Origin of the sequence: Vreelandella jeotgali Hwa (genome assembly GCF_000334215.1) — a bacterium.
Taxonomy (GTDB): Bacteria; Pseudomonadota; Gammaproteobacteria; order Pseudomonadales; family Halomonadaceae; genus Vreelandella; species Vreelandella jeotgali.
Window position 1 is genome coordinate 12,849 of sequence record NZ_AMQY01000023.1, and the last position, 21,358, is coordinate 34,206.

Below are 21,358 nucleotides of genomic sequence, written 5' to 3' on the forward strand. Positions count from 1 at the left end.
CGGGGGCTGCTGCCGGTCCATGAGGTGTGCCAATCCGACTGCCGTGTGCGGCAGCCGGGGAGCGTGGAGAGACGTCAGGGATCAGCGGGGTCGCGCTCAATCAGCTGAACCGTCACGGCACGGTCGGCAGCGGTATCGCTGAGCGAGATCGGGGTCATGTCGGCATCGCCGGAACGAGGAAGCTGCACCGGCAGGCCACGCTGTCGAGCGCGCTGCACCAGGGTTTCCAGCTCGGGCGTGCCGCGGCTTATCAGCCGATGATTTACTGCCGGGCCGCCCACTCTGAGCCGGTAACGATTACCCGGCACCGGCTCGTCGATGTCCTCGATCCAGTAGCCGCCGTGCCCGTCGGAGCGCTGCCGACCCCGGCCGGGGATATGATCGAGCCCCGCGGCAAAGTCCGGCAGGTGGCTGCGTTCGAGCACCATTCGGCCGTTGCGGTTGCGATAGCAGTCGTTCACGGTGAAACCTTCCACCGAATGATTCCACGCCATGCACCAGCCCGCACTCGGCGGCATCGGCACGCTCACCAGCGGTTCGCCGTCGGCTTGCACCACCTGAAGCCACCAGCGCAGGGGCACGTCATCGGCCTGGGCCGCGCCGGCCCCGGGTATGGCAACGATCAGAAACAGCAGCGAGGCGAGCCGCAAAGCTCGCCTCAACATGATGGCCGTATGGATGACTGTCATGCCGCGCTACCCGCGTTAGCGGCGCTGCTTTTCGGCCACGTCGGCGTCGACTTCTTCATAGTAGCGAAGCGCCCCCGCCTGGAAGGGAATCGGCGTGGAGTCGACGCTGAACTCGACGGTGGTGTCGTTGGCCGCCGGATGAATGTCGATCAGCTCGTCGGTATGTTCAAACAGCAGCCGGGTGATTTTGTAGGCCACCTCGTCATCCATCTCGCTGCTGGCCACCAGCACGTTGGGCACGCCGATGGTCTGCACCGCCTCGTCCATGCCTTCGTACATCCCGGCACGCAGCTCGTAGGGCGCAAATACCGGCTCTTCTTCCAGAGCGTTGCTGACTTCCTCGTCGCTCAGACCGACCAGACGCACGTCGCGGGTGGTCGCCAGGTTGAGGATGGAGCTGGTGGGAGGGCCCACACTCCAGAAGCCGGCGTCGATATCGTCATCGCGAATCGCATCCGCCGTTTCGTTGAAGTTCAGCCGCCGTGGCTCGAAGTCGTCGTAATCGATGCCGTTGGCATCGAGCAGTGCCCGGACGTTGAGCTCGGTGCCGCTGCCCGGCGCGCCGACCGATACCGTCTTGCCTTCAAGGTCATCCAGTGAGTCGATATCGGAATCGTCCATGGTGACCAGCTGCACGGCGTTGGGGTAGATCGACGCCAGAGCGCGGACGTTGTCCAGCTGGCGGTTTTCAAAATCCTCGGTGCCGTTATAGGCCTGGTAGACGGTGTCCGCCAGCGCCAGCGCCACGTCGGAATCGCCGCGCCAGACCAGCCCCATGTTTTCCACCGAGGCGCCGGTGACCTCGGCGACGGCTTCATAGCCGTCCAGGTGCTTGTTGATCAGCTCGGCCAGCCCGCCGCCGTAGGGATAGTAGGTCCCGCCGGTACCGCCGGTGGCAATGGACAGCTGTTGATCGGCTCCGGCCAGCGGAGCGGTCATGATGGCGGTAGCCGCCAGCGCGTAGGGAAGAACTCGCATTGTGCGCCTCCAGTATTGTTAAGCTTTTGTTATAAAGGATTTTTTTATTAAAGGTGTTCTATCACAGCTTTGTTGTACAAACAGTGTTGTTGTAGAAGATGCTGCAGGGGCGTTTTTCTCAAGCGTGCCTTAGCGATTGTCAGTCAGGATGCAGCGGCAGGCAAGCCCCGGCGATCAGGCGTTTTCAGGGCCAGGTATTCGCCGCGATTTTTATTGGACTGCCCGACATGACCTCGTGCTTATCATCGACGATTCCAATTATTACCGATCCAAAACGCCAATGTCGATAAAATATCGAACATCGGCGGTCAACAGACACTCAAGAAGGTCCGGACGGGAAAAGGTCCGGACGGAAAAAGACCGGACAGGGTCAGCATGAACAGAAGAAACATGGATGGAAGAAGCATGGACGGAAGAAGAAGCAGTATAGAAAACGCACGGATAGAAACAGCGCTGTGCTAGGCGTCGCCTGCCTGGCGCTTCACCTGTTCCACGATATGAGCGCCGATGGGCAGCGCCGAGGTGGCCGCCGGAGACGGTGCGTTACCCACGTTGACGGTGCGAGGCGTATTGACGAATAGAAAGTCATCGACCAGCCGGCCGTCGCGGGTGACGGCCTGGGCACGCACGCCCGCCGGGCAGGGCTGAAGATCTTCCAGCGTGATCTCGGGACAATACTTCTGCACCAGCGCCAGGTAGCCCTTCCGGTGCAGCGAGTTTTTCATCTCCACCAACCCGGACTTCAGGTTGGCCCGCAGCACCCCGCGAATCCCCGGATCGGCCAGCATAGCGGCCAGATCGCGCGGCGATATATCGCGCCAGCGGTACCCTTCGCGCTTGAGCGCCAGCACCGCATTGGGGCCCACGGTTATGCTGCCGTCGATCATGGGCGTCAGGTGCACGCCGAGAAACGGCATCGACGGATCGGGAATGGGGTAGATCAAGTGGTTGACGACATCGGCGTGACGCTCGGCAAGCCGAAAATACTCCCCGCGAAACGGGCAGATACTGAACCCCGGCGTCTTGCCCAGCATCCGCACCACGCGATCCGCCATCAGCCCCGAACAGGTCACCAGATAGCGCGTGTTGAACTCATCCCGGCGGCTTCTGACCACCACTTCCTGGCGACGCTCGACAATATCGGTAACGTCGGTGTTATAGCGGATATCACCGCCCAGGCGTTCGAACTCGGCGGCCATGGCGCGGGCCACGGCCGCATAATCGACAATCCCGCTGGACGGCACAAGGATACCGCTGATGCCGCTAATTGCCGGCTCGCGTTCGCGCAGGGCGTCGGCTCCCAGCCACTCGCGCTCCAGGCCGTTGGCGCCGGTACGCTCCCACAGCATCCGCATGCGCTGAACTTCCGGCTCGTTGCAGGCTACCAGCAGTTTGCCGCGTATCTCGTAGTCAACGCCGTGGGCGTCACAGAACTCGCGGGTAGCGCGATTGCCGGCCTGACAGAACTGCGCCTTGCGGCTGCCGGGCGGGTAATACACTCCGGCATGAATCACCCCGCTGTTGCGGCCCGTCTGGTGATATGCCGGCGCGGGTTCCTTCTCGACCAGCAGCATACGGCGGTCGGGGTAGGTCTGCTTGAGCTGCATGGCGGTAGACATCCCCAGGATGCCGCCGCCCAGAATAATAAAGTCGTACATCAGCGGCCTGTCACGAACGCGGATCGGGATTATCGAGGACGGCGCGGGTCTGGTCGGCGCGGAACGCCTCGACGTTCTCGCGGACCCGGGCATCATTCAGCCCGATAACCTGGGCAGCCAGCAGCCCGGCGTTGGTCGCGCCGGACTTGCCGATGGCCAGGGTGCCCACGGCCACGCCGCCGGGCATCTGAGCGATGGAAAGCAGCGAATCCAGCCCCTTGAGCGCTTTGGATTCCACCGGCACGCCGAAGACCGGCAGCGGCGTCTGCGAGGCCACCATACCCGGCAGGTGCGCGGCACCGCCGGCCCCCGCGACAATGACCTCAAGGCCGCGACCGGCGGCATCCCGGGCATAGTCAAACAGCAGATCCGGCGTGCGATGCGCCGACACAACTCGGGTTTCACAGGCCACGCCCAGCCGTTCGAGCGTGGTAACGGCATGCTCCATCACCGGCCAGTCCGATTTTGATCCCATGATAACGCCGACAACCGGCCGGCTTTCCAACGTCGTGGCGTGGGTCTGCCCGGCTGCCGTGTTTGCGGCGTCTTTCCCCTGATCCGGCATTGCTCGCCTCCCTCTCGATAGCGGCGGACCGCCCGAGCGCTTTCGACGAAAACGCCTCGGGCACAAAAAATCAGTCTACCAGCCTGGCCCGGGCGGCGCGCAGCAAAAAGACGATTTTTCCCCGCTGGCATATTGAAAACCCGCCGCCCCGGCGTCATGGTTACGGGTGCCATTTGTCATTACTGGAGCCTCATGAGCACGGCCTCTTCGTCTGCCCAGGCAGAACTGACCGACCCTCCACGAACCGGCCCTGACGATTTTGACGTCAGGGAATTGGAAAACCGCACGCGCCTGATGCGGCTCGTCACCCGCCTGATCGCCGTATCCGACCTCGGCAGCAGCGAGATTGCCCGTCGCGCCGGGCTGCCGGTACAGAAGGTCGGCGACCTGCTGGCCGGCCGCCTTGAGCACCTTCACGCCGATGAGCTCAACGTCCTGCACCGCACGCTGGAAACGGAGGCGCCACTGCGCTGAATCATCGCGGCGGCGCACAACGCCGCCTGCTCGCCTACCGGACTGGAGTACGCAGCGACGCCACGGTGCTCACGCCCATGAGCCCCCGGCATGAAAACTCCGGCATAAACACTCCGGCATAAACACTCCGATATGAAACCCGGCAAAACCAGTGCAATGCACTGGTTTTTTTATTGCCAGGCGGATCGATATTCGCTCCGGCCGCCAAACCCCGCCAAAAAACGCTCCAATACTCCTCCAGAACCACCGGAAATTTTCTCGCAGCCGTTCGGCAGCCAGGCAAAAACCCCAGGGGAAACAAACACCTGACCGAGTCGATTAAGTAGGCATTAAAAATGCTGATATAAACCTTTGATGAGCATCAACTTTTCCCCAATACGAATGGCGTAGTCTAAGCACAACCCGACGATTCATTGATGCAGCCTCAGAGCTGCCCTACCAAGGAGGCGCTATGGATCCCATACGCCGTTCACTTCTCGGACAGCTGGCACGCCTGAGCGCAGGCGCCGCCATGGTACCCTGGTCCAGCGTGGCCAGCGCCGGTATCAACGACCAGCCTGCTCGCCGCGAAGGGGACCCCACAAAACGCTACGGTATGCTCATCGACCTGCGCCAGTGCATCGGCTGTCAGGCCTGCACGGTGTCCTGCCACATCGAAAACGATGCCCCGCTGGGCAATTTCCGCACCATCGTGTCGCAGTTTGAAGTCGAAGAAGAAAACACCGGCGAAGTCGCCACCTTCATGCTGCCGAGGCTTTGCAACCACTGCGACAACCCGCCCTGCGTGCCGGTCTGCCCGGTACAGGCGACCTACCAGCGCCAGGACGGCATCGTGGTAGTCGACAACGACCGCTGCGTGGGCTGCGCCTACTGCGTCAACGCCTGCCCCTACGACGCGCGCTTCATCAACGAAAAGACCCAGACCGCAGACAAGTGCACCTTCTGCGCCCACCGTCTGGAAGCCGGGCTGCTGCCCGCCTGCGTTGAATCCTGCGTGGGCGGCGCGCGGATGATCGGCAACATGCGTGATCCGGACAGCGAAATCAGCCGCATGATGGAAAAACACCGCGACGAGCTGATGGTACTCCAGCCGGAAAAGGGCACCGTGCCTCAGGTGTTCTACCTGGGCATGGACGAGCGCTTCACGCAGCGCCCCGAGGCCGAACCCGGCATCTGGGATGTCATCAACGAAGCCGGCAAGGAGTTGGGCTATGAGTTTGGTCACTGAAGTCGTCGTTCCGCGCTATGGCATCGCCTGGTACCCCTGGGCGGTACAGTATTTCTTTCTTATCGCGCTGTCGTACACCAGCCTCTGGGTCGCGGCGCCGGGTATCATCCTGGGCAAGCAAAGCTGGCTTAATACCTCGCGGCTGGCATTGCTGGCCTGCGTGTCCACCACGCTTGTCGCCCCGGTAGCGCTGCTGGCCGACCTGCACCAGCCGCTACGCTTCTGGCACTTTTACGCCCACCCCACGCCCTGGTCGTGGATGTCCATCGGTAGCTTTCTGCTGCCGCTGCACCTGGTATGTACCGTGCTGCTGGCCTGGCTGGCCTGGCGGCCGGCGCTCAAGGCGCGCAGCCAGGCGAACGACAGCTGGTTTTCGCGCATTGCCGGCTGGATTGCCTGGGGCAACTGGCAGGTATCGCGCAAGGTCATGGTGCTGGTCGGGCTGGCGGCACTGGCTACCTCGCTGGGCATGATGATCTATACCGGCGCCGAAGTCGCCATCGTCAAGGGCCGCCCGCTGTGGCACACCGCCTGGCTGCCGCCGATGTTCGTGGCCACCGGCGCCATCGGCGTCTGCGGTCTGATCCTGTTCCTCAACCGGCTTTCCGGCATGCGTAATGCCGATACCAACCGGCAGATGCTGGGCATCATGGCAGGCGCCTGCGTGGTCGCGGGCTTCATCGCCCTGACCTGGTTCCTCGACGGCGCCAACGCGGTCTCCGGCTCGGTCGCCGCGGCGCTGGATTCGGTCGACCAGAGCTCGGCCTGGCGCACGACCGCCATCGAGGGCGGCACCGCCGGAGTCCTGCTCGCCGTGCTGGCCTTTCTGGTCCGCCGTGCCCCGGGACGCCGCAAGGCCTTTGGCTGGATACTCGGGCTGCTCGCCCTGCACGTCGCCTGGATGTTCCGCTGGGTCGTGCTGATGAACGTGCAGACCGTAGCGCGTAACAGCGCCGGCTTTCACGACTACGAGATCGCCCTCGGCTCCTACGGCCTGACCGGCGTCATCGGCATCTTCGGCCTCTGGCTCACTGCCCTGCTGCTGATCGAACTCTTCGTCCCCTGGCGCGAGGCTTCCCTCGACCCTCGGCGCGATGCCCCGGCCCCCGCTGATCATTCATCGGCGACCGACGCACCGGCGTCCAGCGCTTCCGCCTCTGCTGATTCACAAGGAGTCCGCCATGGATAACTCTCGTCGTCGTCTGCTCAAGGGCGCTGCCGCGACCGGCGGTGCCGCCGCCTTCGCCGCCGGCTATTCCGGCCCGCTGGTCAAGATGGCCAAGGGCGTATCCGGCAGCGCCGGGGAAAAGCCCGACCATCATATCCACGGCAACTCCCTGGCACCGGAATATACCGTCGATCTCAAGTCCGGTGAGCTGACCCTGAACCCCGACCAGCGCATGGCCTTTACCGTGTGCTACGGCTGCACCACCAAGTGCGGCGTGCGGGTACGGGTGGATAACGAAAGCGATCAGGTGCTGCGCAGTATCGGCAACCCCTACCATCCCCTTTCCAGCGAGCCGCATCTGCCCATGCACACGCCGGTTGCTGACGCGCTGAAAAGCGTCAGCGCCTACGAGGAACAGGGGCTTGCCGGGCGCTCGACCACCTGCGCCCGGGGCAACGCCATGATCGGCCAGATCACCAGCCCCCACCGCGTTACCCACTGCCTGAAGCGCGTGGGCGGCCGCGGCGAGCGGCGCTGGGAGCGCATCGCCTTTGAAGACCTCATCGAGGAAATCTGCGAAGGCGGCGATCTGTTCGGCGAGGGCCAGGTCGACGGCCTGCGCGCCATCCACAACCACGATGAACCCGTGGATGCCGACAACCCCGAGTACGGCCCCAAGGCCAACCAGCTGCTGATGATGGAGGCCACCGACTACGGTCGTTCGGCGATCCTCAAGCGTTTTGGCTTCAACGCCTTCGGCACGCGCAACTACGGCCACCACGGCTCCTACTGCGGCCTGGCGTTTCGCATGGGCTCCGGCGCGCTGCTGGACGACATGGCCAAGTTTGCCCACGTCAAACCCGACTATACCCGGGCGAAGTTTGCGCTGTTCATCGGCACGGCGCCCAGCCAGGCGGGCAACCCCTTCAAGCGTCAGGGGCGCCTGCTGGCCGAGGCGCGCGCCACCGGCAATCTCGACTACGTGGTCGTCGACCCCGGCCTGAACGCCAGCGCCTCCCACGCAGCCGGCGAACGCAGCCGCTGGGTGCCGATTCGTCCGTCGAGCGACACCGCCTTCGCGATGGCCATGATCCAGTGGCTCATCGAGCACGAAGCCTACGCCGCCGACTACCTGGCCATGCCCAGCCCCGAAGCGACCGAAGCCGCCAACGAAAACGGCCACACCAACGCCACCCACCTGGTCATCGAAACCGAGGAACACCCGCGCCGGGGGCACTTCCTGCGCCGTTCGGACCTGGGCAAGCTCGAAGGCAACGTCGAAGCCGGCAGCGATGCCGACGACGTCATGGTCGTGAATCGCGACGGCGAACTGAAGCCCAGCCGCGAGGTGCGCCAGGCCACGCTGTTTGTCGAGCGTGACATCGTCATTCCCGGCAACGACGAAACAGCCGACGGCAACATCAGCGTCAAAAGCAGCCTGGTCAAACTGCGCGACACCGCCAACGAGCACAGCATCGAAGAGTACGCCGAGCACTGCGGCATCGATGCCCGGGTCATCAAGCACATCGCCGAGCGCTTTGCCGCCTACGGCCGCGACGCCGTGGTCGATACCCACGGCGGCATGATGTCGGCCACCGGCTTTTACGGCGCCTACGGGCTGATGATGCTCAACCTGCTCGCGGGTAGCTTCAACCGCCAGGGCGGCGCCGCGCTGGGCGGCGGCAAGTTCAACGGCACCGGCAGCGGCCCGCGCTACGACCTTTCAGACTTCCCCGGCAAGCGCGGCCCGGAAGGCGTATTCGTCTCGCGCACACGCTTTGCCTACGAGGACACCTCCGAGTATCAGCGCAAGGTCGACGCCGGCGAGAACCCCTACCCGGCCCGCGCGCCCTGGCGGCCGCTGGCCCCGCCGATCCTCACCGAGCAGCTGTCCTCGGCGCTGGATGGCTACCCCTACCCGATCAAGGCGGTAATCGGCTGCATGGCCAACCCGCTGTACGGTCAGGCCGGGCTGCACACCACGATTGTCGACAAGCTCAAGGATCCCAAAAACCTGGGACTGTTCGTCGCGGTTGACGGTTTCATCAACGAAACCAACCGCTACGCCGACTACATCGTGCCGGATTCGGTGATGTACGAGGTATGGGGCTTTACCGGCGCCTGGAGCGGCACCCTGACCAAAATGACCACCGCCTGCTGGCCGATTGTCGAGCCGCGTCAGGACAAGACCGCCGAAGGCGAACCCATCAGCATGGAGAGCTTCTTCATCGCTACGGCCAAGCAGCTGGGGCTGCCGGGCTTCGGCGACAAGGCCATCCCCGACGCCAATGGCGAGCTGCATCCGCTCAACCGCGCCGAGGACTTCTTCCTGCGCGCCGCGGCCAACATTGCCTACATGGGCGAGCCGCTACCCGAAGCCAGCAAGAGCGACGTGCAGCACAGCGGCATCGAGCCGTTGCTGCCCAAGCTGACACGTACGCTGCCGGTGGAAGAGCGCAGCCGAGTCGCGTACCTGTACGCCCGTGGCGGGCGCTTTGAAGACCACGAGGACGCCTTTGACGGCGACAAGAAGCTCGCCCACGCCTGGTCACGCGCGCTGTGCGTGTATAACCCCCAGGTGGGTACAACCTTCAACAGCCAGACCGGCGAGCGCCTGTCGGGCACTCCCTGCCTGCAGGAACCGCGTTTTGCCGACGGCACCGCGATGCGTGAGGTATACCCGGAAGACGACTGGCCACTGCTGGCGTTCTCCTACAAGTCCAACGTGATGAACTCGTACGCCATCGGCCTCGAGCGGCTGCGCATGATCAAGCCGTACAACCCGGTATTGATGCACACCGACGACGCCGCGCGTCACGGCATTGCCCACGGCGATACCGTGCGCATCGAAAGCCCGGGCAACGATGCCCTGGCGCTGGCCTTGGTCAGCGACGGCGTGATGAAAGGCGCGCTGGGCATCGAGCACAGCTTCGGCCACACCGAGCTGGGCGCCAGCGAGCACCGGATTGACGGCGAAGCCTTCGCCGGTAACGACTGGGTTGGTGCCGGCATCAGCATCAACGACCTCGGCTTTGCCGACCCCACCCGCGATGTCGCGGGCACCTGGCTGGAAGGCGTCAGCGGCGCCTCGGTACGCCAGGGACTGCCCATCCGCGTTAGCCGCGCGGAGGGCTGACCCGGGCGCCAGCGCTGGACTGACGCCCGCGGGCGTCAGTCCTCGTCGGTGACTGCCCCGGTACTGGCCGAGCTTACCAGCCGCGCATACTTGGCCAGCACGCCCTTCCTGTAGCGCGGCGCCGGGCGCTGCCATGCCGCATGGCGGCGCTCGATCTCTTCCCCGCCGATGGCCGCATCAATGGTGTTGGCCTCGGCATCGATGGTGATGATGTCGCCATCCTCCACCAGCGCCAGCGGACCACCGTCGAAGGCTTCCGGGGCGACATGACCTACCACAAAGCCGTGGCTGCCGCCGGAAAAGCGTCCGTCGGTAATCAGCGCCACGTCGTTGCCCAGCCCGCGACCCATGATCGCCGACGTCGGCGTGAGCATTTCGCGCATGCCCGGTCCGCCCTTGGGCCCTTCGTAGCGGATCACCACCACGTCGCCGGCCACTACGGTGCCGTCGTTGATGCCCGCCTGGGCCTCTTCCTCGGAGTTGAACACCCGCGCCGTACCGCGGAAGTGGGTGCCTTCCTTGCCGGTAATCTTGGCCACCGACCCTTCCGGCGCGAGATTGCCGTGGAGGATGCGCAGGTGGCTTTCGGCCTTCAGCGGCTTGTCCAGCGGCGCGATAATCTGCTGCGCGTCGGGGTAGCCCTCCACCTCGGCGAGGTTCTCGGCCAGCGTCCGGCCAGTGACGGTGAGGCAGTCGCCGTGGAGCATACCGGCGTCCAGCAGCAGCTTCATCAGCGGCTGGATACCGCCAATCGCCACCAGTTCGCTCATCATGTAGTAGCCGCTGGGGCGCAGGTCGGCCACCACCGGCACGCGCTTGCCGATCGCGGTAAAGTCGTCCAGCGATACATCCACGCCCACGGTGCGGGCCATGGCGATCAGGTGCAGCACGGCGTTGGTCGAGCCGCCGAGCGCGATCACCACGGTGATGGCGTTTTCAAACGCCTCCCGGGTCATGATGCTCGAGGGCTTGATGTCGCGCGCCAGCAGCGTCAGCACGGCATCGCCGGCGGCCTCGCAGTCGTCACGCTTGTCGCGGGAAACGGCATTCTGCGCCGAGCTGCCCGGCAGGCTCATGCCCAGCGCCTCGATGGCCGAGGCCATGGTATTGGCGGTGTACATGCCGCCGCAGGAGCCGGGGCCGGGAATCGCCTCTTCCTCGATGTTCTTGAGCTCGATGCGGTCGATATCGCCACGGGAGTGCGCGCCCATGGCCTCGAACACCGATACCAGATCCGTGTGCCCCCTGCCCGGCTGGATGGTGCCACCGTAGACAAACACGCTCGGGCGATCCAGCCGCGCCAGTCCCATCAGGCAGCCGGGCATATTCTTGTCGCAGCCGCCGATGGCTACCACGCCGTCAAAGCCCTCGCAGCCGGCAACCGACTCGATGGAGTCGGCGATCACCTCGCGGGACACCAGCGAATACTTCATGCCTTCGGTACCGTTGGCAATACCGTCGGAGATGGTGATGGTGTTGAAAATCACCCCCTTGCCGCCGGCGGCGTCGGCGCCGTCCCGGGCGTGCTCGGCGAGCTCGCCGATGTGGCTGTTGCACGGGGTGACCATGCTCCAGGTCGAGGCCACGCCCACCTGAGGCTTGTTGAAATCGTCGTCGTTAAAACCCACCGCGCGCAGCATCGCGCGGCTGGCCGACTTGCCCACGCCGTCCACTACCTGGGAGGAATAGCGACGTGAACTGTCGGACTGATCGGTCATGATGGTTTCTCCTGTTTTTGACCCGTTGTTGCCGGTCTGTTTGCCTGGCCCGTTTTGTCGTGGCCCGTTTTATCGACGTGTTGTATTGAAACGTTTTACGAGCTCTTTATTGACCCGGGGATGCTGATGGCGCGCCTGGCGATAATACAGCGCTATAGCCTGGTGCCATTAGGCGCCTCCCGCAATACATGCGTCTATGGCACCATGGGCCCATTGTCCACGCCGTGAAGGAACACCGCCATGCCACTGCTGACCGCCCCGCCGCTGACTCCCGGTTTCATGGTGGTACACGCCAACCGTCTGGAAGACCTGCGCGGGCTGACCATTGAGTGGATGCGCCGCCACCCCCTGGCACCCCTGGAAAACGAAACCCTGCTGGTCCAGAGCAACGGCATCGGTCAGTGGCTCAAGCTCGCACTGGCGGCAGATGCCCAGGACGGCGGCGCCGGCATTGCCGCCGCGCTGGATGTAACGCTGCCCGCGCGCTTTCTATGGCAATCCTACCGTACCGTGCTTGAGCATGCGCCAGGCGATCAGGCCGGCGTTCCCGAAACCTCGCCGTTCGACAAATCGCGGCTGGTGTGGCGGCTGCTGCGCCTGCTGCCCACGCTGGCCGAGCAGCCCGAATTTGCGCCCCTGGCCCGCTTTCTGGAAACCGACCGCGACCAGCGCAAGCACTATCAGCTGGCCGAACGGCTGGCCGATCTGTTTGACCAGTACCAGGTCTACCGCGCCGACTGGCTCGACGCCTGGGCCCGTGGCGACGATGTCCTGATTACCGCCCGAGGAGAGGCCCGGCCGCTGGCCGAGCATCAGCGCTGGCAGCCGGCGCTGTGGCGGGCGCTGCGCGACGATGTCGCCGCCACCCAGGGCGACAGCGGGCTGGCCAGCAGCCGGGCCGAAGTCCACCGGCGCTTTCTTGACGCCGCCGAAACGCTGACCCCCGAGACCCGCCCGCCGGAGTTGCCCCGCCGGCTGATCATCTTCGGCATTTCCTCGCTGCCCCGGCAAACGCTGGAGGCGCTGGCGGCGCTGTCGCGCTGCTGCCAGGTCGTGCTCTGCGTGCACAACCCCTGCGAGTATTACTGGGCCGACATTATCGAGCACAAGGACCTGCTCCGCGCCCCCCGCTACCGTCAGGAACGCAAGGTCGGCCAGCCCGGCGAGCTGGACGTCCTCGGTACCAACGATGCCGACGGCGCTCTGCATCTACACGCCCAGCCGCTGCTGGCGGCCTGGGGCAAGCAGGGCCGGGACTACCTGCGCCTGCTCGACGAACACGACGATACCGACGACTACCGGCCGCTTTTCGAGCAGCAGTCGCTGCGCATCGACATATTCGAGCCGTTCAACGACCCTCAAGCCCCGCGTCTGCTCAGCCAGCTGCAGGATGATATCCGCGAGCTGCGCCCCCTCGACGAGACCCGTCGCCACTGGCCCGCGGTGGAGGCCGACAGCGACGACTCCCTGGTCTTTCATGTGGCCCACGGCGCCCAGCGCGAAGTGGAAATTCTCCACGACCAGCTGCTCGCGGCCTTCAGCGCCGATGCGACCCTGCGGCCCCGGGACATTATCGTCATGGTGCCGGATATCGATTGCTACGCGCCCCATATCGACGCGGTATTCGGCCAGTACCCGCCAGGCGATGCCCGCCATATTCCGTTCACCCTGTCGGACCAGACCACCCGCCAGCGCCAGCCGCTGATGATCGCGCTGGAAAAGCTGCTGCGCCTGCCCGAGCTGCGCCTGTCGGTCAGCGACGTGCTGGAGCTGCTGGAAGTGCCCGCTCTGCGCCAGCGCTTTGGCCTGGACGAACAGGACCTGCCCACCCTGACCCGCTGGATCGAGGACGCCGGCATCCGCTGGGGGCTCAATGCCGAACAGCGCGAGCACCTGGCGTTGCCCGGCGGGCTGGAACACAACACCTGGGCGTTCGGCCTGCGCCGCCTGTTGCTGGGCTATGCCACCGGCGGCGGTGAACGCTGGCAGGGTATCGAACCCTACGACGATATCGGCGGGCTCGACGCCGCCCTGGCCGGCCCGCTGGCCACCCTGCTGGAAAAGCTCGAAGACACCTGGCAAATCCTCTGCCGGCCGGCCAACGCCGACGCCTGGGTCACCCGGCTGCGCACCCTGCTGGAGACGTTTTTCACCACCCACGACGCCGGGGAAACCGCCCTGGTGGCCAGCCTGGAAAACGGGCTCGAACAGCTCTGGGAAAGCACTCGTGAAGCTCGACTCGACGACGCGCTGCCACTGTCCATGGTGCGCGAACACTGGCTGTCGCAGATTGACGAACACAGCCTGTCGCAGCGCTTTCTGGCCGGCGCGGTCAACTTCGCCACCCTGATGCCCATGCGCGCCATTCCATTCAACCGCGTCTGCCTGCTGGGCATGAACGATGGCGACTTTCCGCGCTCGCAGCCGCCGCTGGATTTTGACCTCATGGGCCAGGACTATCGCCCCGGCGACCGCTCGCGGCGCGAAGACGACCGCTACCTGTTTCTGGAAGCGCTGCTCTCGGCCCGGGACCAGCTTTACATCAGCTGGGTCGGGCGCAGCCAGATCGACAATGCCCCGCTGCCGCCCTCGGTGCTGGTGGGCCAGCTGCGCGACCACCTGGCCGCCGGCTGGTCGACCGCGAGCGGCCTGCCGCTGCTCGACGCCATCACCACTCAGCACCCGCTGCAGCCGTTCAGCCGCGCCTATTTTCAGCCGCCTGCCGACGCCTCGCCGGCCAGCGCCCGGCTGCTGACCCATGTGCATGAATGGCAGCAGGCCCACCGCGACCAGGGCCCTGAAAAACAGCAGCAGGCGCCCGATACGCACGCGCCGACGACCAACCGCGAGCACTCGGCAAACACAGCGCCGCTCGCCGCCTGGGCCCCGGACGGGGCTCTGACGCTGGCGGCCCTCGCCCGCTTTCTGCGCAACCCGGTCCGGGCGTTTTTCAACGATCGCCTGGGGATCTATTTCGAGCACGAAGACGCCGCCGAACGCGACCTGGAGCCCTTTACCCTGAGCGGGCTGGAAAACTGGCAGCTTCAGGATCGCCTGATTACCGCCCAGCGCCGCGCGGTAGACCGCGGCGAATCGCGCACCGAGGCGCTGGAGGCCACCCTGACCCGCTTTGCCGGCCAGGGCGTGCTGGCCTACGGCGGCATGGGCGAGCGTATGCGCGATTCGCTGGCCGATCCCATGGACGACCTCTTCGCCGCCTATGCCGAGGCGCTGGATGAATGGCCCGTTACCGTTGACGACGCCCGGGAGGTGCATCATCACCTGGACGCCGCCGACGACCACGCGCCGCTGACGTTCAGCGATCAGCTCGGCGAGCTGCGCCAGGCGGCGGACGGCAGCTACTGCCGGCTGATTCTCTCCAGTTCGAGCCTCATCAAGCAGAAAAAATACCGCTGGGATCAGCTGCTTCGGCCCTGGGTAGCGCATATCGCCGGCAACCTGGCCGGGCCCATGACCACGCAGCTGCTTTCCCGGGCGGGGCACGTCCGCCTGGCACCGCTCGACGCCGATGACGCGCATCGGCACCTCGAAACCCTGATGACCTACTGGCGCGATGCCATGACCGCGCCGCTGCCGCTGTCGGCGCCGGCCGCCTTTGCCTGGCTGGAAACGGCGGATACCGGCAGACGGGACCCGGCCGACGCTGCCCGCGCCGTCTATGAAAGCGGCTACCGGCACACCGGCGACGTCGACCGCAGCGCCTACCTGGCCCACCAGTGGCCGACGTTCGATCGGCTGCATGCGGCCGAAAGCCGGCACGGCCATACTTTTGCCCGTCTTACCGACGAGCTGTATGCCCCGCTGTACCACCATGTCAAACACCGGCCGGCGCCGCAGGCCGCTGCGGGAGACAGATGATGACCTCGGCAACCCTTGACCCGTTGACGCTGCCGCTGCACGGCAGCCGCCTGATGGAAGCCAGCGCCGGTACCGGCAAAACCTTTACCATCGCGCTGCTTTATGTCCGCCTGGTACTCGGCGGCCATCGGCCCGACGATGACACCGCCTTTGTGCGCCCGCTGACGCCCCCGGAAATTCTGGTCGTCACCTTTACCAACGCCGCCACCCAGGAGCTGCGCGAACGCATTCGCACCCGCCTGGTGGAGGCCGCCGATGCGTTTCTCGCCGACGCCGACGATAGCGCCCTGGACCCGCTGTTGCTGAACCTGCGCGGCCAGTACCCGGAAGATACCTGGATCGCCTGTGCCCGGCGTCTGGCGCTGGCCGCCGAGTGGATGGACGAAGCCGCGGTTTCCACCATTCACAGCTGGTGTTACCGCATGCTGCGAGAGCACGCCTTCGACAGCGGCAGCCTGTTTTCGCTGGACCTCGAACACGACCAGAGCGAGCTGATCGAGGAGGTAGTTCGCGACTACTGGCGCTGTTTTTACTATCCGCTGGACGCCGCTACCCTGGGCCAAATCAGCCGCCACTGGGACTCGCCGGAGGCGCTGTACCAGGCGCTGCGCAACCTGTTGAACGAAAGCGATGCGCTGCCCGACGCCCCGCCGCCGGAGCGGACGCTCCGCGAGGCAGAGGCCGAACGCACCCGGCTACTCAACGAGCTGAAAGCGCCCTGGCCGGCCTGGCTCGACGAGCTGGAGCCCGCGCTGGAAGACGCGGCCGGCCGCAAGGCCTTCGACGGCCGCAAGTTCAAGTCCAACAGCCGCAAAAACTGGCTGGGCGCGCTGCGCGAGTGGAGCGGGAACGAGGCCGCCGATCGTCCCGCGCTGACCGATGCCGCCTGGCAGCGACTGACCCCGGACGGCATGGCCGAGATCTGGAAGGACGGCGAGCCGCCCTGCCCCGAGGCCTGGCAGGCGCTGGCGGCCCTGCCCGAGGCGCTGGATGCCCTGCCCGAGCCGCGCGCCGACCTGCTGACCCACGCCGTGCACTGGTGCCGGGCGCGTCTGGCAAGCGAACAGGAGCGCCGTGCCGAGATGGGCCCCAACGACCTGCTCACCCACCTGGACCGCGCGCTCCAGGGCCCGGGCCGTGAGGCGCTCGCCGAGCAGATCCGGCAGCAGTTCCCGGTCGCGCTGATCGACGAATTTCAGGACACCGACCCGGTGCAATACCGGATTTTCAACGCCGTTTACGAAGTGGCCACGCCGCGTCGGGACACCGCCATCATGCTCATCGGCGATCCCAAACAGGCGATCTACGCCTTTCGCGGGGCGGATATCTTTACCTACCTGCAGGCGCGTCGGGACACCGCCGGCCGCCATGTCACCCTGGGCAAGAATTTCCGTTCCAGCGCGGCCATGGTCGAGGCCGTCAATCACTGCCTTGCCTACGCCGATGACCAGGCCAGCGGGGCATTTTTGTTCCGCCAGGGCAACGATAACCCGCTGCCGTTCCACCGCGTCGATGCCCGCGGCCGTGACGAACAGCTCACGCTGGACGGCGAGACCCTGCCCGCCATGACCTTCTGGCAGCTGAACAGCGACGACGGCAAACCGCTGGGCAAGGGTGTGTATCAGGACATCATGGCCAGCGGCTGCGCCTCGCACATGGTCAGCCTACTCAACGCCGGTCGCGAGCAGCGAGCGGGCTTCCGCGATGAGCAAACGCTTACACCGCTGCAGCCGTCGGATATGGCCGTGCTGGTCAACAACGGCACCGAAGCGCGCGCCATTCGCCAGGCGCTGGCCCGTCGCGGGGTCAGGAGCGTGTATCTGTCCGACCGCGACAAGGTCTTCAGCTCGCCCATGGCGCCGCAGGTAGCGCACTGGCTGGCCGCCTGCAGCGAGCCGCCGGCGGGCTCCCGCCAGGCGCAGTCACGGCTGCGCGCGGCGCTGGCCACGCCGGCGCTGGGCCTGAGTCTGGAAGCGTTGGACCGGCTCATGCACAACGAGCTCGCCCGGGAAGAGCGGATCGAGCAGTTTCACCGTTATCATCGCCTCTGGCAGCGCCGGGGCGTGCTGCCGCTGCTGCGCCGTATCATGGTGGACTTTGCCATTCCCGCCCGATTGCTCGGCCAGAACGAGCACAGCGCCGGAGACGACAGCGGTGAGCGCTTGCTCACCGACCTGCTGCACCTGGGCGAGCTGTTGCAGGAAGCCAGCCAGGAACTCGACGGCGAGCAGGCGCTGCTGCGTTTCCTCGACGAGGCCATTGCCGACCCCGAACGCTACGGCGACAGCCACCGCCTGCGGCTGGAAAGCGATGCCGACCTGGTCAAGGTGGTCACCATTCACAAGGCCAAGGGGCTGGAATATCCGCTGGTGTTTCTGCCATTTATCGCCAACTACCGGCCCGCCAAAAAGGACGATACGCCCCTGCGCCGGCACGACGCCGACGGCACGCTTCGCCTGCATCTGGACCCCGATGACGACGCCCTGGCCGCCGCCGACCGCGAACGCCTGGGCGAAGACATGCGCAAGCTCTACGTGGCGCTGACCCGAGCCCGCCATGCCGTCTGGCTCGGCGTGGCCCCGCTGGAGCACATGGACGAACGCGCCCTGGGGCACCTGCTGGCCGGCAGAGCCGTGGAAAACGACGCACTGGACGCCCTCGCCACCAACGGCCCGATCCGCGTTGCGGCAGTGCCGGAAGCCAGCGACGAGCGTTTTATCCCGCCCCGGGATGACGCCGCCCTGATCGCGGCACGCACCCCGGCGCGACGCGCCAGGGAACACTGGTGGATCGCCAGCTACTCGGCGCTAACGCTGTCCGGCGCTCTCACCCGGCCCGCCGAAATACCGCCCGCGGCTGCCGAGCCGGCCACGGCGCAGGACGCCACGGCGCTGGAAGTGCTGGATGAACCCCGGGACGACCAGGCCACCGGCCAGCCCGCCGCGCATCTGCACCGCTTTCCCCGCGGCCCCGGCCCCGGCACCTTTTTGCACGGCCTGCTGGAATGGGCCGGACGCGAAGGCTTTGCCACTGTGCCGCAAAACGCCGACGCGCTGCACGATACGCTGCGCCGACGCCTTCAGCTGCGCGGCTGGCAACGCTGGCATGACGCCCTGGCCGACTGGCTGAGCGAGCTTGTGAGCGCCCGCTTACCGCTGCCTGCCTCCGCGCCGGCGAGGAACGTGACGCTCACCGAGCTTGCCGACTACCAGGTCGAGCTGGAGTTCTGGTTTGCCGCCGGTCAGGTGGATACCCTGGCGCTTGACCGTATTGTCTGTCAGCACTTGCTTACCGGCCAGGAGCGCCCGGCGCTGGAGCGCGACACCCTCAACGGCATGCTCAAGGGGTTTATCGACCTGGCCTTTGCCCACGACGGACGATTTTACGTTCTGGACTGGAAATCCAACTATCTCGGCAACAACGACGAGGCCTATACCCCCGACGCCATGCGCCGGGCGCTGCTGAATAAACGCTACGACGTCCAGTCCGCGCTGTACCTGCTGGCCATGCACCGGCTGCTGAAAGCCCGCCTGCCCGACTACGACCCGGCACAGCATCTGGGCGGCGCCATGACCGTCTTTCTACGCGGTAGCGGAACGCCGGCCCGGGGCGTGCACGCCGAGCCTGCCACGGCCGGCCTGGTCAATGCGCTGGACGCGCTGTTTGCCGGCTCGCCTGCCGATGATTCTCCCCATCGCTCGACTCAGGAAGAGGTTTCCCCATGAGCCAGCCCTCCACGACCACGCCGGCCCGGGCGCCGGACAGCCCCGCCCCTTCCCGGCGGCACCCGGCGCTGGACGACACCGCGGCGCTTTTAACCCTGCTGACCGCCTGGGTGCGACAGGGTTGGCTTCGGGATCTTGACCGCGCTCTGGTGCGCTTTCTCGACGCCGAGGCAGAGCAGGCGCCGCCGCTGCTGCTGCTCGCGGCGGCCCTGACCAGCCACCAGCAGGGCCAGGGCCACGTCTGCCTGGATCTGGCGGCGATCCTGGCCGAGCCCGACCGGGCGCTGTCGCTGCCGCCCGATGGTGATACCCCCGACGATCCGCCGCCGCTGCCCGGCGAACTGCTGGCCACGCTGACGCTGGCCGAGTGGCAAGCGGCCCTGCCACATCCCGCCCTGATGGGCGAGGGGCCGGGTAATTCGCCGCTGGTCCGCGAAGACGATGGCCGGACCACGCGAGTTTATCTGCGCCGCTACTGGCAGTACGAACAAACGCTGCACGCCGAGATCAGCCGCCGGCTGGCCCGGGCCGATGACAGCCAGCCAACAGAGGACGACGCAGACCTGACCCGGCGCACCCTGAACACGTTATTTGGCGCGCCCGACGCCAACGCCGGCTCGCTCAATTGGCAAAAAGCCGCCTGCGCGCTGGCGGCCCGGCAGCCCTTTGCCGTAATCACAGGCGGGCCGGGCACCGGCAAGACCACCACCGTGGTGCGCCTGCTGGCGCTGCTGCAGACGCTGGAGCAGGCCGAAAGCGACGCCGCCCCGCTGGATATTCGCCTGGCCGCGCCCACCGGCAAGGCCGCTGCCCGGCTTGGCGAGTCCATTGCCAGGCAAGTCAGTCAGTTGCCCGTTGACGAATCACTACGCGCAACCATTCCGGATAAAGTTAGCACCCTGCACCGGCTACTCGGCGCGCGGCCGGATACTCGGCATTTTCGCTACCATGCCGACAACCCCCTGAGCCTTGATGTCCTGGTGATCGACGAAGCCTCCATGGTGGATATCGAAATGCTCGCCGCCGTGCTTCGCGCCCTGCCGGACAATGCCCGCCTGGTACTGCTGGGCGACAAGGATCAGCTGGCCTCGGTGGAAGCCGGCGCGGTCCTCGGCGACCTCTGCCGCCGTGCCGATGCCGGCCACTACACACCGGCAACGGCCGAATGGATTGCCCGGGCCACCGGCCAGCCGCTGCCGAACGACTATCTGGACCCCGACGGCCAGCCGCTGGATCAGGCCATCGCCATGCTGCGCCACAGCTATCGCTTTGGCGAAGACAGCGGCATCGGCCAGCTGGCTCGGGCGATCAACAGTGCGTCCGGCCCAACGGTAAGCCGGGTGCTGAACCACGGCTACGCCGACCTGCACCACCTGTCGCTCAACGACGAGCACAGCCAGGCCTTCAACAAGCTGGTGCTCGACGGCGGCCCGGCAGAAACGAGCGCGAACCGGCTCGACCGCGAGGCACCGCGGAGGGGTTACCGGCACTATCTGACCGTGCTGGAAGAGCAGCGCCCTCGTGGTCAAACCGAGTTGACTCAGCAGACCGAGGCCTACAGCGCCTGGGCGAGCGCGGTGCTTGACGCCTACGGCCACTTTCAGCTGCTGTGCGCGCTGCGCCGGGGCCCCTGGGGCGTTGAAGAGCTGAACCTGCGAATTGCCCGACTGCTGCGCCAGCAGGGCCTTATCAGCGCCGGCGATGCCGCGCTGGAACACGGCTGGTACGAAGGACGTCCGGTGCTGGTCACCCAAAACGATTACAGCCTCAAACTGATGAACGGCGATATCGGCATGGCGCTTAACGTGGTGGAAAACGGCCAGCAGCGACTGCGGGTGGCGTTTCCCTCGGGCGACCAGGAGGCGCCCATCCGCTGGGTTTTACCGTCGCGGCTCCACGCCACCGAAACGGTGTTTGCCATGACGGTGCACAAGTCTCAGGGCTCGGAGTTTGAGCATACCGCCCTGCTGCTGCCCGACAGCACCAGCCCGGTGCTCACCCGGGAGCTGGTGTATACCGGGATGACCCGCGCCCGGCGATGGCTCACCCTAATAGAAGCGGGAAAGGGCATACTCAACGAGGCCGTCCAGCGCCGGGTGATCCGGGTCAGCGGACTCAGCGACATGACGTAACAGAAGCG

General features: G+C 65.9%; 12 protein-coding genes. 7 read left to right on the forward strand and 5 right to left on the reverse strand.

The window, feature by feature from the left end; translation table 11 throughout:
- Positions 1-74: 74 nt before the first annotated feature.
- From C793_RS0110510 to purE, 4 genes are all read right to left on the reverse strand, one after another.
- On the reverse strand, positions 75-689 hold the full coding sequence (locus C793_RS0110510; protein WP_245550222.1) for a DUF1850 domain-containing protein: 615 nt from the start codon (positions 687-689) through the stop codon (positions 75-77).
- 15 nt (positions 690-704) lie between these two features.
- Positions 705-1,667, reverse strand: a complete 963-nt coding sequence (locus tag C793_RS0110515) for a TAXI family TRAP transporter solute-binding subunit (RefSeq protein WP_017430903.1) — start codon at positions 1,665-1,667, stop codon at positions 705-707.
- Positions 1,668-2,125: 458 nt separating this feature from the next.
- Positions 2,126-3,325: an L-2-hydroxyglutarate dehydrogenase gene (lhgD, locus tag C793_RS0110520; protein WP_017430904.1), complete on the reverse strand. Its 1,200-nt coding sequence runs from the start codon at positions 3,323-3,325 to the stop codon at positions 2,126-2,128.
- Positions 3,326-3,335: 10 nt separating this feature from the next.
- The gene (gene purE / locus C793_RS0110525) at positions 3,336-3,800 is read right to left on the reverse strand and encodes a 5-(carboxyamino)imidazole ribonucleotide mutase (RefSeq protein ID WP_040475458.1); all 465 of its coding nucleotides are present in this window, start codon (positions 3,798-3,800) and stop codon (positions 3,336-3,338) included.
- Between the two features lie 282 nt (positions 3,801-4,082).
- On the opposite strand from purE, the gene C793_RS0110530 reads away from it, so the two are divergent.
- The 4 genes from C793_RS0110530 (at position 4,083) to C793_RS0110545 (ending at position 9,896) form a co-directional block, all read left to right on the forward strand.
- The gene (locus C793_RS0110530) at positions 4,083-4,364 is read left to right on the forward strand and encodes a helix-turn-helix domain-containing protein (protein WP_017430906.1); all 282 of its coding nucleotides are present in this window, start codon (positions 4,083-4,085) and stop codon (positions 4,362-4,364) included.
- Positions 4,365-4,815: 451 nt separating this feature from the next.
- Positions 4,816-5,592 (forward strand): sulfate reduction electron transfer complex DsrMKJOP subunit DsrO, encoded by a 777-nt coding sequence (gene dsrO / locus C793_RS0110535; RefSeq protein WP_017430907.1) that lies wholly within the window; start codon positions 4,816-4,818, stop codon positions 5,590-5,592.
- Positions 5,576-6,781 carry an NrfD/PsrC family molybdoenzyme membrane anchor subunit gene (gene nrfD, locus C793_RS0110540; RefSeq protein ID WP_017430908.1) on the forward strand — a complete coding sequence of 402 codons (1,206 nt, stop codon included), beginning with the start codon at positions 5,576-5,578 and terminating at the stop codon, positions 6,779-6,781. Before dsrO ends, nrfD begins: the two co-directional genes overlap by 17 nt.
- Positions 6,774-9,896 carry a molybdopterin dinucleotide binding domain-containing protein gene (locus C793_RS0110545; RefSeq protein WP_017430909.1) on the forward strand — a complete coding sequence of 1,041 codons (3,123 nt, stop codon included), beginning with the start codon at positions 6,774-6,776 and terminating at the stop codon, positions 9,894-9,896. The genes nrfD and C793_RS0110545 overlap by 8 nt, the downstream gene beginning before the upstream one ends.
- Positions 9,897-9,931: 35 nt before the next feature.
- Here C793_RS0110545 and ilvD read toward each other — a convergent pair whose 3' ends face one another.
- Positions 9,932-11,614 carry a dihydroxy-acid dehydratase gene (ilvD, locus tag C793_RS0110550; RefSeq protein WP_017430910.1) on the reverse strand — a complete coding sequence of 561 codons (1,683 nt, stop codon included), beginning with the start codon at positions 11,612-11,614 and terminating at the stop codon, positions 9,932-9,934.
- Positions 11,615-11,854: 240 nt separating this feature from the next.
- Between ilvD and recC the strand changes: the two genes are divergently transcribed.
- Genes recC through recD form a run of 3 tightly spaced genes read left to right on the forward strand, consistent with a single transcriptional unit; the run spans position 11,855 to position 21,350 of the window.
- Entirely contained in the window at positions 11,855-15,493 is a 3,639-nt protein-coding gene (gene recC / locus C793_RS13885) for an exodeoxyribonuclease V subunit gamma (protein WP_017430911.1), read from the forward strand.
- On the forward strand, positions 15,490-19,218 hold the full coding sequence (recB, locus tag C793_RS0110560) for an exodeoxyribonuclease V subunit beta (RefSeq protein WP_026106240.1): 3,729 nt from the start codon (positions 15,490-15,492) through the stop codon (positions 19,216-19,218). The genes recC and recB overlap by 4 nt, the downstream gene beginning before the upstream one ends.
- Positions 19,215-21,350, forward strand: a complete 2,136-nt coding sequence (gene recD, locus C793_RS0110565) for an exodeoxyribonuclease V subunit alpha (RefSeq protein ID WP_017430913.1) — start codon at positions 19,215-19,217, stop codon at positions 21,348-21,350. Before recB ends, recD begins: the two co-directional genes overlap by 4 nt.
- Positions 21,351-21,358 lie beyond the last annotated feature (8 nt).